Here is a 15,712-nt window from a genome sequence, read left to right on the forward strand (position 1 = left end):
GGTGGATCATTCAGTCTTTGCAGCGACTGACACGACGCCTTCGCGAGCAAGCTCGCTCCCACAGGATTGCGGCTCCCGCAGTGAGCGATCACCGTTGATTATTTCCCGCCGCTCCCCGCCACGCTTTCACCGCCCCGGGTCAGGTAATACGCGCCCAATATCGGCAACATCGTGACCATCATCACCAGCATCGCCACCACGTTGGTCACCGGCACGTCGCGCGGGCGGCTGAGCTGGTTGAGCAGCCACAGCGGCAGCGTGCGTTCGTGGCCGGCGGTGAAGGTGGTGACGATGATCTCGTCGAACGACAGCGCAAACGCGAGCATCCCACCGGCCAGCAGTGCCGACCCCAGATTGGGCAGGATGATGTAGCGAAAGGTCTGCCAGCCGTCGGCGCCCAGGTCCATCGAGGCTTCGATCAGGCTGTGGGAGGTACGGCGCAGGCGGGCGATGACGTTGTTGTAGACGATCACCACGCAGAAGGTGGCGTGGCCTACGACGATGGTGAACATCCCCGGTTCGATGCCCAGGGTCTTGAAGGTCGCCAGCAGCGCAATGCCGGTGATGATCCCTGGCAAGGCAATCGGCAGGATCAACATCAGCGAAATGCCCTGTTTGCCGAAGAAGTCGCGCCGGTACAGCGCCGCCGAGGCCAGGGTGCCGAGCACCATGGCGATCAGCGTGGCGATGGCCGCGATCTGCAACGACAGCTTGATCGCCTCCAGCACATCCGGGCGCGAGAAGGCGACGCTGAACCACTTCAGGGTCAGGCCCTTGGGCGGGAAGCTGAACGCGGCGTCCTCGGTGTTGAAAGCATAGAGGAAGATGATCAGGATCGGAAAATGCAGGAACACCAATCCGCCCCACGCCGCGATGCGCAGGCCCCACGAGGCCCGGTCTTGAGAGTCAGAGTGCATCGAAGGCCCCCAGTCGCTTGACGATGGATAGATAGATCGCGATCAGCACGATGGGCACCAGCGTGAACGCCGCGGCCATGGGCATGTTGCCGATGGCGCCTTGCTGGGCGTAGACCATGCTGCCAACGAAGTAGCCCGGCGGGCCCACCAGTTGCGGTACGATGAAGTCTCCCAGGGTCAGCGAGAAGGTAAAGATCGAGCCGGCGGCGATGCCCGGGATCGATAGCGGCAGGATCACCTGCATGAACGTCTGGCGTGGCCTGGCGCCCAGGTCCGCAGAGGCTTGCAGCAGCGACGGCGGCAGACGCTCCAGGGAGGCCTGGATCGGCAGGATCATGAACGGCAGCCAGATGTAGACAAACACCAGGAAGCGTCCCAGGTGCGAAGTGGACAAGGTGCTGCCACCCACCCCCGGGATCCCTAGCACGAATTGCAACACCGGCCCCAGGCCCAGGTGCTGGACGAACCACTGAGCCACGCCGCCCTTGGCCAGCAGCAGCGTCCAGGCATAGGCCTTGACGATATAGCTGGCCCACATCGGCAGCATCACTGCGATGTAGAAGAACGCCTTGGTCTTGCCACGGGTGTAGCGCGCCATGTAATAGGCGATCGGGAACGCGACGATGGCGCTGGCGATGGACACCGCAATGGCCATGCTCAGGGTGCGCAAAATGATGTCGAAGTTCGAGGGCTGGAACAGCGCGGTGAAGTTCGCCAGGGTCAGGTCCGGCGTGACCGCCATGGTGAAGTCGTCGAAGGTGTAGAAACCTTGCCACAGCAGGGTCAGCAGCGAGCCGAGGTAGATCGCGCCGAACCAGAGCAGCGGCGGCACCAGCAACAGCGACAGGTACAGGTTGGGCCGTCGGTACAGCAGGTTGGCAAACCGCCGCAGCGGCGAACCGGGCGCAGGCGCTTGGGTGATGGCCAGGGTGTTCATCTCACACCTCGCCACTGGCGGTGTCGTGCAGCGTGACCATCGCCTCACGGGCCCAGCGGACGCTGAGGTGCTGGCCGGTCTGGTGCTGGGCTGTGTTGTCGAGCCATTGGGTGTTGGCCTGGCTGAGGTTCAGGGTCTGGCCGTTGGCAAGTTTCAACTCGTAGCGTGTGGCGCTGCCCTGGTACTGGATGTCGTGCAGCAGGCCGTGGACTTCGATTTCATGGCTGGCCAACGGGCCTTCGGCGAAACGCACGTGTTCCGGGCGAATCGAAAACGGCTGTGGATAACCGCTCAGTTCCCGGGCCAGCTCGCCACGAATCACGTTGGAGGTGCCGACGAATTCGGCGACGAAGGTGGTCGCCGGTTTCATGTACAGGTTGCGTGGGGTATCGACTTGTTCGATGCGCCCCTTGTTGAACACCGCCACGCGGTCGGACATCGACAGCGCTTCGGTCTGGTCGTGGGTGACGAAAATGAAGGTGATGCCCAGTTGGCGTTGCAGCTTCTTCAACTCGCCCTGCATTTGTTCGCGCAGCTTCAGGTCCAAGGCGCCCAAGGGTTCATCGAGCAACAACACCCGCGGACGATTGACCAACGCACGGGCCAGGGCCACGCGTTGGCGCTGGCCGCCGGAGAGCTGCACCGGCTTGCGTTCGCCATAGCCGTCCAGGGCGACCATCTCCAGGGCTTCGTTGGCGCGCTGGATGCGCTCGGCCTTGGCGACGCCTTTGACTTTCAAGCCGTAGGCCACGTTGTCGCGCACGTTCATGTGGGGGAAGAGGGCGTAATCCTGGAAAACCGTATTGACGTCCCGCTGGTACGGAGCGAGTCCGGTGGCTTCTTCGCCGTGGATACGGATCGAGCCGGCACTGGGTTGCTCGAACCCGGCGATCAGCCGCAGGCAGGTGGTCTTGCCCGAGCCGGACGGGCCCAGCATGGAAAAGAACTCGCCGTCCTGGATATCAATGGAGACCCGGTCAACGGCCTTCACATCGCCGAACTGACGGGATACCTGGGTGAACTGGACTGCAAGCGTCATGGTGCGGGGCTCCAAAAAAAGCGCGACTGCTGTTGGATCGTTGCTGGGTTGCCGTGTACCAAAGCTGTGGGAGCAGTGCTGGTGGGAGCAAAGCTGTGGGAGCAAAGCTTGCTCGCGATACAGGCGCCTCGGTTCACCGGCAGACCGCATCATCTTCATCGCGGGCAAGCCTTGCTCCCACACAGTGAACTACACCGACTGATTGGACTTACCGCCCGCCCATGATCGCAATGTAATCCTGGGTCCAGCGGCTGTACGGCACGAACTTGCCGCCCTCGGCCTGTGGGGTTTTCCAGAAGGCGATCTTGTCGAACTGATCGAAACCGTTGGTCTTGCAGCCTTCGGCGCCCAGCAGCTCGCTGCCTTTGCACGCTGCCGGCACCGCAGGCAGGGAGCCGAACCAGGCGGCCACGTCACCCTGGACTTTGGGTTGCAGCGACCAGTCCATCCATTTGTACGCACAGTTGGGATGCTTGGCCTCGGCGTGCAGCATCGTGGTGTCGGCCCAACCGGTGGCGCCTTCTTTCGGAATGGTCGAGGCGATCGGTTGTTTCTCGTTCATCAAGCCGTTGACCTGATACGGCCAGGCGCCGGACGCCACCACGCCTTCGTTCTTGAAGTCGCTCATCTGCACAGTGGTGTCGTGCCAGTAGCGGTGGATCAACGGCTGCTGGGCCCGCAGCAATTCCAGCACGGCCTTGTACTGGGCTTCGTCGAGTTGGTACGGGTCCTTGATGCCCAGCTCAGGCTTGGCGGTCTTGAGGTACAACGCCGCGTCGGCGATGTAGATCGGGCCATCGTAGGCTTGCACGCGCCCCTTGTTCGGCTTGCCGTCGGGCAGGTCCTGGGCGTTGAACAGCACGCTCCAACTGGTAGGCGCCTGCTTGAACACCTCGGTGTTGTACATCAGGACGTTCGGGCCCCATTGATACGGGGTGCCGTAGGTTTGCTGGTTGACCACGTACCATGGCGCATCCTTGAGACGCGGGTCGAGGTTCTTCCAGTTGGCGATCAGCGCGGTGTTGATCGGCTGTACACGCTTGCCGGCAATCAGCCGCAACGAGGCGTCGCCGGAGGCGGTGACCAGGTCGTAGCCCCCCTTGGTCATCAGGCTGACCATTTCGTCGGACGTGGCGGCGGTTTTCACATTGACCTTGCAGCCGGTTTCCTTTTCGAAACCCGTGACCCAGTCGTAGGCCTTGTCGCTTTCGCCGCGTTCGATATAACCCGGCCAGGCGACGATATCCAGTTGGCCCTCGCCAGCGCCGACGGCCTTGAGCGGTTCGGCGGCCTGGAGGCTGGCGCTGGTCAAAAGCGCCGTGGTGAGTGCACTGAGCAATACGGTCTTGTGCGCGTACATGGAAATCCCTCTTGCTTTAATTATGGTCGGGGCAGTGTTCGAACCGGGTGAAGCGCCATGGCTGGCCTGTTATTAGAGTAGTGCTGTTAGCTACAGATGCTGGCCGTGGCGGGCCATGATGTGGCGCACCACGCTGTAGTCCTGGAGCGAATCGCTGGACAGGTCTTTCCCATAACCCGAACGTTTCAGGCCGCCGTGGGGCATTTCGCTGACCAGCATGAAATGGCTGTTGATCCAGGTGCAGCCGTATTGCAGCCGCGCTGCCACCTGCATGGCCTTGTCCAGGTTCTGGGTCCACACCGAGGAGGCCAGGCCGTATTCGGAATCGTTGGCCCAGTCCACCGCCTGGCTGAGTTCGTCGAAACGGGTCACGGTGACGACCGGGCCGAACACCTCGCGCTGGACGATTTCGTCGCTTTGCTTGCAGCCGGCCAGCAGCGTGGGTTGGTAGTAGAAACCGGCGCCGGAATGCACCGCCGCGCCGGTGATGCGTTCGATATGCGGCTGGCCGAGGGCGCGCTCGACAAAACTGGCCACGCGGTCGCGCTGGCGGGTGCTGATCAGCGGGCCGATCTCATTGTCGGCATCGCGCTTGCCGGCAAAGCGCAGGCTGCTGACCGCCGCGCCGAGCTCGGCCACCAGACGGTCGTGAATCCCCTCCTGGGCGTAGATCCGGCACGCTGCGGTGCAATCCTGCCCGGCGTTGTAGTAACCGTAGGTGCGCACGCCTTCGACCACGGCCTGGATGTCGGCGTCGTTGCAGACGATCACCGGCGCCTTGCCACCCAGCTCCAGGTGCGTGCGCTTGAGGGTTTTCGCCGCCGCCTGGAGGATCTTCTGCCCGGTGACGATATCGCCGGTCAGCGAGACCATGCGCACTTTCGGGTGGCTGACCAGGTGGCTGCCCACTCCTTCGCCGCCCCCGCAAAGGATGTTGATCACGCCCCGTGGCAGCAACTGGGCCAGGATCGGCGCCAGGGCCAGGATCGACAGCGGCGTGTGTTCCGAGGGCTTGAACACCAGCGTATTGCCGGCGGCCAGGGCGGGGGCGATTTTCCAGGCGGCCATCATGATCGGGTAGTTCCACGGCGCGATGGACGCCACCACGCCGATCGGGTCGCGGCGCACCATACTGGTGTAGCCGGGCAGGTATTCGCCACTGAGCTGGCCGGTCTGGCAGCGCACCGCGCCGGCGAAGAAACGAAAGACATCCACCGTGGCGCTCAGGTCATCCTGGCGCGCCAGGTGAAGCGGCTTGCCGCAGTTCAGGGATTCGAGGCGGGCCAGTTCATCGGCGTTTTTTTCGATGGCGTTGGCGATGTCCAGCAACAGGTTCGAGCGCTGCTGCGGCGTGGTGTGCGACCAACTGTCAAAGGCGCGATGGGCGGCGAGGATCGCGGCTTCCACCTGTTCGGTGCTGGCCTCGGCGATGTGAGCCACCACTTCACCGGTGGCCGGATTGAGGATCGACTCGACAAGGCCTTCACCGGGGATGAGTTCCCCGTCGATCAGCAACGCGGTGCATAACGGGGTTTGCGTGCCAGCCATGTCCGATTTCTCTTTTTATAGATGCCTGTTGAACCACAGAACAGAACCTGTGGGAGCCGAGCTTGCTCGCGATAGCGGTCTGTCAGTTGAATCAATGTTGTCTGACCCGCCGCTATCGCGAGCAAGCTCGGCTCCCACAGGAGAGGGGTGGCGTAGTCAGATTAGTGCTCAGCCTCTAGGCCGACAAATTCGAAATACTCAAGGCAGCATTCGATTAAATAGATGGCTTGCGCCCGCCATGGGGCTGTTCCCGGGCGACGGCCAGGAACGGGTCGACCGACGCCGGCCGCGCCGTGCCCCGGCGCCAGGCCAGGCCGACGTCGAGGGTCTGGTTGAGGTCGGCAATCGGTCGGGCTTCGATGATGTCGCCTTCCAGCGACCAGGGGCGGTACGTCATGTCCGGCTGGATCGACACGCCCAATCCCGCCGCCACCAGGCTGCGCACCGCTTCGGTCGAGGCAGTGCGCAGGGTGACCTTCGGTTGCAGGCCTGCGCTGCGCCATAGGCGCTGGGCGTTGCGGTCCATTTCATCGACGTTCAGCTGGATCAGCGGCTCGCGGGCCACATCGGCCAGGTGGATGCTGTCGTGCTCCAGCAAGGGATGCTGTGCCGGCAACCATAACCGGTGTGGCGAGTGCGTCAGGACTTCGGTCTGCAAGGCGTGGCGGTCTTCCAGGTTGGACAGGATCAGCACCCCGACATCGATTTCGCCGCTGACCAGCAAATGCTCGATGTACGGCCGCTCGTCCTCCATCACGCGGATCTCCACGTTGGGATAGGCGCGCTGGAAACGGGTCAGCAGGTCTGCCAGGTAATAGCCGGCGACCAGGCTGGTGACGCCGATGGTGACTTGGCCGGCGACCTGGTCGGTACTTTGTTGCAGGCTGCGCTTGGCATTGTCGACGGTGGCCAGGATCAGGTGGGCCTGGCGCAGGAACTGATGCCCCTGATGGGTCAGGGTCATGCCCTTGGCGTGGCGGTTGAACAGGTTGACGCCGATGTCCTGTTCCAGTTGCTGGATGGCCAGGGTCAGGGTGGATTGGGAAATGAACGCCGTTTGCGCGGCGGCGGAGATGGAGCCGGTTTCGGCCACGGCGATGAAATGACGGATCTGACGCAGGGTCATCATGGGGGCATACCGGTGGGCTGTTTTTATCGATGTGTTGGAGTGTATATCGTTTTTTTAGAAGGGCAGGTGAGTGCTTCTTTGAATGGGGCAGGCAACATCTGGAAGCAATCTCGCCAACGGCGTCGGGCACTTTCGATCTAGGCTGGGGGCCTTACGTTGACCCGACAATGTGGAGGCAACAAATGAACACCCGTGGATTGCTCGATCAGCTTCTCAAGTCCGGCCAGGAAATGTTGCAGAACAAGGCTGGCGGTTCACAGGGCAAGTCGTCCGGCGGCCTGGGTGGGTTGCTCGGCGGCTCCGGCAACCTGGGCGGGATGCTTTCCGGCGCGGGTGGCGGGGCACTGGCCGCCGGGGCCATGGGCCTGTTGCTGGGCAACAAGAAAGCCCGCAACTTCGGCGGCAAGGCCCTGGCCTATGGTGGCCTGGCTGCCTTGGGCGTGATCGCTTACAAAGCCTATGGAAACTGGCAGGCCCAGCAGGGCAATGCGCCGAAAACCGAACCGCAGACCCTCGATCGCGTGCCCCCGGCGCAGGTCGAACAGCATAGCCAGGCGATCCTCAAGGCGCTGGTGGCGGCGGCCAAGGCCGACGGCCACGTGGACGAGCGCGAACGACAGTTGATCGAAGGTGAGTTCACCAAGCTCGACAACGACCAGGAGCTGCAACACTGGCTGCACGCCGAACTGAACAAACCCCTGGACCCCACCGACGTCGCCCGCGCCGCCAGCACCCCGGAAATCGCCGCGGAAATGTACATCGCCAGCGTGATGCTGGTGGACGAGGAAAACTTCATGGAGAAGTCCTACCTCGACGAACTGGCGCGCCAACTCAAGCTGGAGCCAGGGTTGAAGGTGGAACTGGAAAAACAGGTGCGTCAGGCGACTGTATAGAAGTCCCCATCGCTATCCCCTGTGGGAGCGGGCTTGCTCGCGAAGGCGGTGTGTCAGTCAATGGAAATGTCGACTGATGCACCGCTTTCGCGAGCAAGCCCGCTCCCACAGTGGTTTTGTGGTGTTTGGTAGTCTTGTGTCCAACGCTATTCCCTGTGGGAGCGAGCTTGCTCGCGATTGCGTCCAGTCAGTCACAGCATTTTGGACTGATACACCGTAATCGCGAGCAAGCCCGCTCCCACAGTGGGTTTGTGGTGTTTGATCATTCTGTATCCAACGCATTTCCTTGTGGGAGCGAGCTTGCTCGCGATGGGGCCGGTCAGGCACAGCATGTTTGACTGATACACCGCAATCGCGAGCAAGCTCGCTCCCACAGGGACGCATTCCATTCTTCAGTAGTGGCGGGCCTTGGATTGGTCAAAATCCTCCCTCGCCGCCATACAGGCGCCACGCCACCCTCGGCTATACTTCCCAGCATTTTCAAGTGCCCGAGGTTTTACTGTGAAGAATTGGACATTGCGCCAACGCATCCTGGCGAGTTTTGCGGTGATCATCGCCATTATGCTGCTGATGGTGATTGTCTCGTATTCACGGTTGTTGAAGATCCAGGACAGTGGAGAAAAGGTCCGGACCGATGCGGTGCCAGGGGTGTATTTCAGTTCGATGATCCGCGGTGGCTGGGTCGACAGCTATGTCCTGACCCAGCAAATCGTCGGTCTCTCTGGAAACCGGGAAATCACCGCCGAGGACAAGGCCCGCTACCAAGGCTTCGAGCAGCACCTGCGCGAAGAAATACAGAGCTATCAGAAACTGATCCAGGACCCGGCCGACCAGGTCTCTTTCGACGAGTTCGAGGTCAACCACCAGGACTTCAACAAAGCCCTGGCGAAGGTCCTGGACCTGTATCAACGCAAGGATTACGAAGGGGCGCGACTGGCACTGAACACAGAGCTGACGACGGCTTGGCTCGAAGGCCGTGGGCACTTGAACCAGATCATCGAGCGCAATCGCGAGCTGGCGGAAAACGCCACCCTGACCATTGGCGGTGCGGTGACCGCGGCCAAGGTCGCCATGGGCCTGTCGTTCCTGGTCGCGCTGATCGTCGCCGTGCTGTGTGGCCTGTTGTTGATGCGGGCGATCATGGGGCCGATGAACCGTATCGTTGAGATTCTCGAGATCATGCGCAGCGGTGACCTGAGCGGGCGCCTGAACCTGGCGCGCAAGGACGAATTCGGTGCCGTGGAAACCGGCTTCAACGACATGATGGCCGAACTGACCTCGCTGGTGTCCCAGGCCCAGCGCTCATCCGTGCAGGTCACCACCTCGGTCACCGAGATCGCCGCCACCTCGCGCCAACAACAGGCCACGGCCACCGAAACCGCCGCCACTACCACCGAAATCGGCGCGACGTCCCGGGAAATCGCCGCCACCTCCCGGGACCTGGTGCGCACCATGACCGAAGTCTCCACCGCCGCCGACCAGGCCTCGGTGGCCGCCGGCTCTGGCCAGCAAGGCTTGGCGCGCATGGAGGAAACCATGCACTCGGTGATGGGCGCCGCCGACCTGGTGAACGCCAAGCTGGCGATCCTCAACGAGAAGGCCGGCAACATCAACCAGGTGGTGGTGACCATCGTCAAAGTGGCCGACCAGACCAACCTGTTGTCCCTCAACGCGGCCATCGAGGCCGAGAAGGCCGGTGAGTACGGGCGCGGTTTCGCCGTGGTGGCCACGGAAGTGCGGCGCCTGGCCGACCAGACCGCCGTGGCGACCTATGACATCGAGCAGATGGTGCGCGAGATCCAGTCCGCGGTGTCGGCCGGTGTGATGGGCATGGACAAGTTCTCCGAAGAAGTGCGCCGGGGCATGGCCGAAGTGCAGCAGGTCGGCGAGCAACTGTCGCAGATCATCCATCAGGTCCAGGCCCTGGCGCCGCGGGTGTTGATGGTCAACGAAGGCATGCAGGCCCAGGCCACCGGCGCCGAGCAGATCAACCACGCCCTGGTGCAATTGGGCGATGCCAGCAGCCAGACCGTGGAGTCCCTGCGCCAGGCCAGTTCCGCCATCGACGAACTGAGCCAGGTCGCCGTGGGGCTGCGCAGCGGCGTCTCGCGTTTCAAAGTCTGATGGGTGAACTCGAAACCCGGCGTGGCGCCGCACCGACGGCCCGCCAGTCGTTGTTCCTGGTGTTCTGCATCGGCAACGAACGGTACGCCCTCCAAGCCATCGATGTGGTGGAAGTGCTGCCGCGCCTGCCCCTTAAACCGATCGCCCGGGCGCCGTCCTGGGTGGCGGGAGTGTTTGCCTGGCGTGGCACGGTGGTGCCGGTGATCGACCTGTGCGCCCTGACGTTCGGCCAGAGCGCCGAGGCCAGGACCAGTACACGATTGGTGCTGGTGCGTTATCAAAGCGACGGACAACAAGCCGGGCAAGTGCTGGGATTGATCCTGGAACAGGCGACCGACACCGTGCGCTGTGATCCGGCCGATTTCAAACCCTATGGCCTGGACAATCGACAGGCGCCATACCTCGGCCCCGTACGCGAAGATGCCCAAGGGTTGCTGCAATGGGTGCGGGTCAATGACCTGCTCGACGAATCCGTTCGGGCGCTGCTGTTTCCTGCCTCGCCGCTGGACCTCGACGACCTCGGGGCAACGCCATGAACAACGACCAGCGGTTTTTCGATTTTCTCAAGGAACGCATCGGCCTCGATGTGACCTCCGTTGGCACCGCGATTATTGAGCGGGCCGTGCGCCAGCGCATCAGTGTCGTGCCCGGGCGAACCGCCGATGAGTATTGGCAGGCCCTGCAGCATTCGGCCCCGGAGCAGCAGGCGCTGATTGAAGCGGTGATCGTTCCGGAGACCTGGTTCTACCGCTATCCCGAATCCTTTGCGACCCTCGCCAGGCTGGCCGTCAAGCGCCTGGCCGAGATCAAGCACCTGCGTGCGCTGCGTATCCTCAGCTTGCCGTGCTCCACCGGCGAAGAACCCTATTCCATTGCCATGGCCTTGCTCGATGCGGGCTTGGCACCCCATCAGTTCAAGGTGGACGGCCTGGACGTCAGCCCGTTGTCGGTGGCACGGGCCAAGGACGCCCGTTACGGCAAAAACTCCTTCCGTGGCGCCGACCTGGGTTTTCGCGAACGGCATTTCGACCTCGCAGACGAGGGTTTCCGCCTCAGCGAACGGGTGCGCGAACAGGTGCGCTTGCAAGTGGGCAACCTGCTGGATCCGACCTTGCTGGTGAACGAGGCACCCTATGACTTTGTGTTTTGTCGCAACCTGCTGATCTATTTCGACCAGCCGACCCAGCAGCAGGTGTTCGAGGTGCTCAAGCGCCTGACCCATCAGGACGGCGTGCTGTTTATCGGCCCCGCCGAGGGCAGCTTGCTGGGGCGACTGGGCATGCGCTCGATCGGGATTGCCCAATCGTTCGCCTTCAGTCGTCAGGGGGCTCCAGAGCCTCAACCGTTGCCGGCCTTGATCCCGCCACCGCTGCCGGTTCGCCAGCCGCCCCGGGTCGTCCCGCCGGTGATTCGGCCGCGACCGTTTGCCGCGAACGTCACGCCGATTGCCCCACCCAAGAGCAGCGATGCCGCGACCTTGCTGGCCAATATCGCCGCCCTGGCCAACGCTGGCAAAAGCGCCGAGGCCCGGGGAGCGTGCGAAGAGTATGTGCGCAGCCACGCGCCGAACGCCCAGGTGTTCTATTGGCTGGGCCTGCTCAGCGACATGGCCGGCAGCGCGCTTGAAGCCCAGGGTTTTTATCGCAAGGCGCTTTATCTTGAACCGCAACACGCCGAGGCCCTGGTGCATCTGGCGGCGCTGCTGGCTTCCCAGGGAGACGCGGCCGGAGCCCGTCGATTGCAGGAACGCGCCGCCCGCAGCGGGCGCACGGCAGACAGTGAGCAAAAACGATGAGCGGTTCGGCTTCTTACAACCTCACCCATGACGATGCCCAGGCAATCGATGATTGCTGGAACCGCATCGGCGTGCATGGCGATAAATCCTGTCCACTGTTGGCCGAGCATATCCACTGCCGCAATTGTTCGGTGTATTCGGCGGCCGCTACCCGGCTGCTCGATCGTTACACCTTGCCGCAGGAGCAACGGGACTTGTCCCTGGCCCCGGTGGACGACGATGTGGTCACGCGCTCGCTGCTGATGTTCCGCCTCGGCGAGGAATGGCTGGGCTTGACCACGCGCAGCCTGGTGGAAGTGGCACCGTTGCAGCCGATCCACTCATTGCCCCACCAACGCTCGCGGGCCTTGCTGGGCGTGGCGAATGTGCGCGGGGCACTGGTGGCCTGCCTGTCGCTGGTGGAACTGTTGGACCTGGAACCCGGCGCGGCGGCGGTTGCCGGTACGCGGGTCATGCCGCGCCTGTTGATTGTCGCGGCCAAGGGCGGGCCGGTGGTGGTGCCGGTGGATGAGGTGGATGGCATCCACGCCATCGATGAGCGCATCCTGGCGAGCGCTTCGCCATCGGCGGGCAAGTACACCCGTGGCGTGTTGCCCTACAAAGGCCGCAGCCTGCGCTGGCTGGATGAAGAACAGCTGCTGTCCGCCGTGGCCCGGAGCCTGTCATGACTCCTGATCAGATGCGCGACGCCTCGCTGCTGGAACTGTTCAGCCTGGAAGCCGAAGCCCAGGTCCAGGTGCTGAGCACCGGCTTGTTGGCCCTGGAGCGCGATCCGACCCAGGCCGATTACCTCGAGTCGTGCATGCGCGCGGCACATTCCCTCAAGGGCGCGGCGCGCATCGTCGGGGTGGGTGCCGGCGTCAGTGTGGCCCATGTCATGGAGGATTGCCTGGTCAGCGCCCAGGAGCGGCGCCTGGTGCTCGGCGCCGAACACATCGATGCCTTGCTGCAGGGCACTGACCTGCTGACGCGCATCGCCACGCCGGACAACAGCGTCGGCGCCCCGGACATCGACGCTTACGTGGCGTTGATGGGGCGATTGCTGGATCCCAACGCGCCACAGGCTCCGGCAGTGGCGTCACCGTCTATCGAGACGCCAGTCGAGCCGGTACGCGTCGAGCTGCCGGAAGCGCAACCGTTCGCGACGCCGGAGCCGGCCCCTAAACGTAAACGGGCCACCGAAGGCGGCGAGCGGGTCTTGCGGGTCACGGCCGAACGCCTCAACAGCTTGCTCGACCTGTCGAGCAAGTCCTTGGTGGAGACCCAGCGCCTCAAGCCCTGGCTGGCGACGATGCAACGGCTCAAGCGCCAGCAAGGCACTGGCTTGCGCGCCCTCGAAGAACTGAACGTGCTCCTCAAGGATCACGCCCTGAGCCTGCAGGCCCAGGAAGCCCTTGGTGATGCCCGCCGCTTGCTCGCCGAGACCCAGCAGTTGCTGGCCCAGAAAACCGCCGAGCTGGATGAGTTCGCCTGGCAGGCCAGTCAACGGGCGCAGGTGCTGTACGACACGGCGCTGGCCTGTCGCATGCGGCCGTTCGCCGATGTGCTTTCGGGCCAGGTGCGTATGGTCCGTGACCTGGGCCGCAGCCTGGGCAAACAGGTGCGCCTGGAGATTGAAGGCGAAAAAACCCAGGTCGACCGCGATGTGCTGGAAAAGCTCGAAGCGCCACTGACCCATTTGCTGCGCAACGCCGTGGACCACGGCATCGAAACCCCGGAACAACGAATACTGGCCGGCAAGCCTGCCGAAGGCCTGATCCGCCTGCGCGCCTCCCATCAGGCCGGCCTGCTGGTCTTGGAGTTGGCGGACGACGGCGCCGGGGTGGACCTGGAACGGGTGCGTCGCAGCATCGTCGAGCGCGGCCTTTCCCCTGAGCCAACCGCTGCCAGCCTCAGCGAAGAAGAGCTGCTGACGTTCCTGTTCCTGCCCGGTTTCAGCCTGCGCGACAAAGTCACCGAAGTGTCCGGACGCGGTGTCGGCCTGGACGCCGTCCAGCACATGGTCCGGCAGTTGCGCGGTGCGGTGGTGTTGGAGCAGACGGCGGGCGAGGGCAGTCGTTTCCATCTCGAGGTGCCGCTGACGCTGTCGGTGGTGCGCAGCCTGGTGGTGGATGTCGGCGGTGAGGCGTACGCCTTTCCCCTGGCCCACATCGAACGCATGTGCGACCTGGCGCCGGAAGACATCGTCCAGGTCGAGGGGCGTCAGCATTTCTGGCACGAAGGCCGGCATATCGGCTTGGTCGCCGCCAGCCAGTTGCTCAATCGCCCGTCGGCGCAGAACGGCAGCCAGACCCTCAAGGTCGTAGTGATCCGCGAGCGCGAGACGATCTACGGCGTGGCGGTGGAGCGGTTCATCGGCGAGCGAACCCTGGTGGTCCTGCCCCTCGACGAGCGCCTGGGCAAGGTCCAGGACATTTCCGCCGGGGCGCTGCTCGACGATGGCTCGGTGGTGTTGATTGTCGATGTCGAAGACCTGCTGCGTTCGGTGGACAAGCTGCTCGATACCGGGCGCCTGGAGCGCATCGCCCGGCAGAACCAGGCCCAGGCCCCGCGCAAGCGGATCCTGGTGGTGGACGATTCCCTGACCGTGCGCGAGTTGCAACGCAAGTTGCTGCGGGGTCGCGGCTATGACGTGGCAGTGGCGGTGGATGGCATGGATGGCTGGAATGCATTGCGCTCAGAGGATTTCGACTTGCTGATCACCGATATCGACATGCCGCGCATGGACGGTATCGAGCTGGTGTCGCTGTTGCGGCGCGACAACCGCTTGCAGTCGCTGCCGGTGATGGTGGTGTCCTACAAGGACCGCGAGGAAGATCGCCGCCGTGGCCTCGACGCCGGCGCCGACTATTATTTGGCCAAGGCCAGTTTCCATGACGACGCCTTGCTCGACGCCGTGGTTGAATTGATCGGAGGGGCACGCGCTTGAAGATCGCCATCGTCAACGACATGCCCCTGGCGGTCGAGGCCCTGCGCCGCGCCCTGGCGTTCGAGCCGGCGCATCAACTGGTCTGGGTGGCCGCCAACGGGGCCGAGGCAGTGCAGCGTTGCGCCGAATACACCCCGGACCTGATCCTGATGGACCTGCTCATGCCGATCATGGATGGCGTGGAGGCCACTCGGCGGATCATGGCCGACAGCCCCTGCGCGATCGTGATTGTCACCGGGGACAGCCAGCAGAACGTCCACCGGGTGTTCGAGGCCATGGGCCATGGCGCGCTGGATGTGGTCGATACCCCGACCCTTGGGGTTGGAAATCCGGCGGACGCGGCGGCACCGCTGCTGCGCAAGATCACCAACATCGGCTGGCTGATCGGCGAGCGCAACAAGCATGAGCGCCCCGCGCCAGCGGCGCAGCGTGCGACGGTGTCGCGCAAGAGCCTGGTGGCCATCGGGTCATCGGCGGGCGGGCCAGCGGCGCTGGAGGTGCTGCTCAAGGCCCTGCCGCGGGACTTTGCCCCGGCCATCGTGCTGGTCCAGCATGTGGACGAGGTGTTTGCCGCGGGCATGGCCGAGTGGCTGGGCAGTGTGTCGGGCCACACGGTGCGCCTGGCCCGGCACGGTGAGACGCCGCAAAGTGGCACGGTGTTGCTGGCCGGGACCAACCATCACCTGCGTTTGTTGAAGAACGGCACCCTGGCCTACACCGCCGAGCCGGTGAACGAGATCTACCGGCCTTCCATCGACGTGTTTTTTGAAAGTGTCGCCCAGTACTGGAGCGGTGACGCGGTGGGCGTATTGCTCACTGGCATGGGCCGCGACGGTGCGCAAGGGCTTAAACTCATGCGCCAGCAGGGCTATGTGACCATCGCCCAGGACCAGCGCAGCAGCGCGGTGTACGGGATGCCCAAAGCGGCGGCCGCCATCGACGCCGCCGTCCATATTCTTGCCCTGGACGCCATCGCGCCACGGCTGTTGGAGATTGTGACCCCATGAACAACCCCGCGAACCTTGCCCCAGGCCGTACCCA

General features: G+C 63.7%; 13 protein-coding genes. 7 read left to right on the forward strand and 6 right to left on the reverse strand.

Going from position 1 to position 15,712, the window contains the following annotated elements:
• Positions 1-98 precede the first annotated feature (98 nt).
• From AC3A5O_RS16605 to AC3A5O_RS16630, 6 genes are all read right to left on the reverse strand, one after another.
• Positions 99-917: an ABC transporter permease gene (locus AC3A5O_RS16605; protein ID WP_053118722.1), complete on the reverse strand. Its 819-nt coding sequence runs from the start codon at positions 915-917 to the stop codon at positions 99-101.
• On the reverse strand, positions 907-1,854 hold the full coding sequence (locus AC3A5O_RS16610) for an ABC transporter permease (protein ID WP_305482782.1): 948 nt from the start codon (positions 1,852-1,854) through the stop codon (positions 907-909). Before AC3A5O_RS16610 ends, AC3A5O_RS16605 begins: the two co-directional genes overlap by 11 nt.
• Position 1,855: 1 nt before the next feature.
• Entirely contained in the window at positions 1,856-2,893 is a 1,038-nt protein-coding gene (locus AC3A5O_RS16615; RefSeq protein WP_122568760.1) for an ABC transporter ATP-binding protein, read from the reverse strand.
• Positions 2,894-3,101: 208 nt separating this feature from the next.
• Positions 3,102-4,253 (reverse strand): putative ABC transporter substrate-binding protein YdcS, encoded by a 1,152-nt coding sequence (ydcS, locus tag AC3A5O_RS16620; RefSeq protein WP_487753463.1) that lies wholly within the window; start codon positions 4,251-4,253, stop codon positions 3,102-3,104.
• 90 nt (positions 4,254-4,343) lie between these two features.
• Positions 4,344-5,801 (reverse strand): gamma-aminobutyraldehyde dehydrogenase, encoded by a 1,458-nt coding sequence (locus AC3A5O_RS16625; RefSeq protein ID WP_487753464.1) that lies wholly within the window; start codon positions 5,799-5,801, stop codon positions 4,344-4,346.
• Between the two features lie 214 nt (positions 5,802-6,015).
• A complete protein-coding gene (locus AC3A5O_RS16630; RefSeq protein ID WP_487753465.1) occupies positions 6,016-6,930 on the reverse strand; it encodes a LysR family transcriptional regulator in 915 nt (304 codons plus the stop codon).
• A 182-nt stretch (positions 6,931-7,112) separates the two neighbouring features.
• Here AC3A5O_RS16630 and AC3A5O_RS16635 point away from each other — a divergent pair, with 182 nt between their 5' ends.
• The 7 genes from AC3A5O_RS16635 to cheB all read left to right on the forward strand — a co-directional run bounded on the left by AC3A5O_RS16635 (position 7,113) and on the right by cheB (position 15,678).
• A complete protein-coding gene (locus tag AC3A5O_RS16635; RefSeq protein WP_122568756.1) occupies positions 7,113-7,823 on the forward strand; it encodes a tellurite resistance TerB family protein in 711 nt (236 codons plus the stop codon).
• Positions 7,824-8,324: 501 nt separating this feature from the next.
• A complete protein-coding gene (locus AC3A5O_RS16640; RefSeq protein WP_487753466.1) occupies positions 8,325-9,947 on the forward strand; it encodes a methyl-accepting chemotaxis protein in 1,623 nt (540 codons plus the stop codon).
• Positions 9,947-10,483 carry a chemotaxis protein CheW gene (locus AC3A5O_RS16645; RefSeq protein WP_305491762.1) on the forward strand — a complete coding sequence of 179 codons (537 nt, stop codon included), beginning with the start codon at positions 9,947-9,949 and terminating at the stop codon, positions 10,481-10,483. Before AC3A5O_RS16640 ends, AC3A5O_RS16645 begins: the two co-directional genes overlap by 1 nt.
• Positions 10,480-11,742, forward strand: coding sequence for a CheR family methyltransferase (locus AC3A5O_RS16650; protein ID WP_487753467.1), 1,263 nt, complete (start codon positions 10,480-10,482; stop codon positions 11,740-11,742). The genes AC3A5O_RS16645 and AC3A5O_RS16650 overlap by 4 nt, the downstream gene beginning before the upstream one ends.
• Positions 11,739-12,410, forward strand: a complete 672-nt coding sequence (locus AC3A5O_RS16655) for a chemotaxis protein CheW (protein WP_122568751.1) — start codon at positions 11,739-11,741, stop codon at positions 12,408-12,410. Before AC3A5O_RS16650 ends, AC3A5O_RS16655 begins: the two co-directional genes overlap by 4 nt.
• A complete protein-coding gene (locus AC3A5O_RS16660) occupies positions 12,407-14,671 on the forward strand; it encodes a response regulator (RefSeq protein ID WP_487753468.1) in 2,265 nt (754 codons plus the stop codon). The genes AC3A5O_RS16655 and AC3A5O_RS16660 overlap by 4 nt, the downstream gene beginning before the upstream one ends.
• Positions 14,668-15,678, forward strand: coding sequence for a chemotaxis response regulator protein-glutamate methylesterase (gene cheB, locus AC3A5O_RS16665; RefSeq protein WP_122568749.1), 1,011 nt, complete (start codon positions 14,668-14,670; stop codon positions 15,676-15,678). Before AC3A5O_RS16660 ends, cheB begins: the two co-directional genes overlap by 4 nt.
• The last annotated feature ends 34 nt before the right edge of the window (positions 15,679-15,712 follow it).

The sequence above is a fragment of the Pseudomonas sp. Soil_N_39 genome, from assembly GCF_057655955.1.

Coding starts and splice junctions, on each gene's coding strand:
- AC3A5O_RS16605 (WP_053118722.1), bottom strand. CDS start 917: ATGCACTCTGACTCTCAAGACCGGGCCTCGTGGGGCCTGCGCATCGCG.
- AC3A5O_RS16610 (WP_305482782.1), bottom strand. CDS start 1,854: ATGAACACCCTGGCCATCACCCAAGCGCCTGCGCCCGGTTCGCCGCTG.
- AC3A5O_RS16615 (WP_122568760.1), bottom strand. CDS start 2,893: ATGACGCTTGCAGTCCAGTTCACCCAGGTATCCCGTCAGTTCGGCGAT.
- ydcS (WP_487753463.1), bottom strand. CDS start 4,253: ATGTACGCGCACAAGACCGTATTGCTCAGTGCACTCACCACGGCGCTT.
- AC3A5O_RS16625 (WP_487753464.1), bottom strand. CDS start 5,801: ATGGCTGGCACGCAAACCCCGTTATGCACCGCGTTGCTGATCGACGGG.
- AC3A5O_RS16630 (WP_487753465.1), bottom strand. CDS start 6,930: ATGATGACCCTGCGTCAGATCCGTCATTTCATCGCCGTGGCCGAAACC.
- AC3A5O_RS16635 (WP_122568756.1), top strand. CDS start 7,113: ATGAACACCCGTGGATTGCTCGATCAGCTTCTCAAGTCCGGCCAGGAA.
- AC3A5O_RS16645 (WP_305491762.1), top strand. CDS start 9,947: ATGGGTGAACTCGAAACCCGGCGTGGCGCCGCACCGACGGCCCGCCAG.
- AC3A5O_RS16650 (WP_487753467.1), top strand. CDS start 10,480: ATGAACAACGACCAGCGGTTTTTCGATTTTCTCAAGGAACGCATCGGC.
- AC3A5O_RS16655 (WP_122568751.1), top strand. CDS start 11,739: ATGAGCGGTTCGGCTTCTTACAACCTCACCCATGACGATGCCCAGGCA.
- AC3A5O_RS16660 (WP_487753468.1), top strand. CDS start 12,407: ATGACTCCTGATCAGATGCGCGACGCCTCGCTGCTGGAACTGTTCAGC.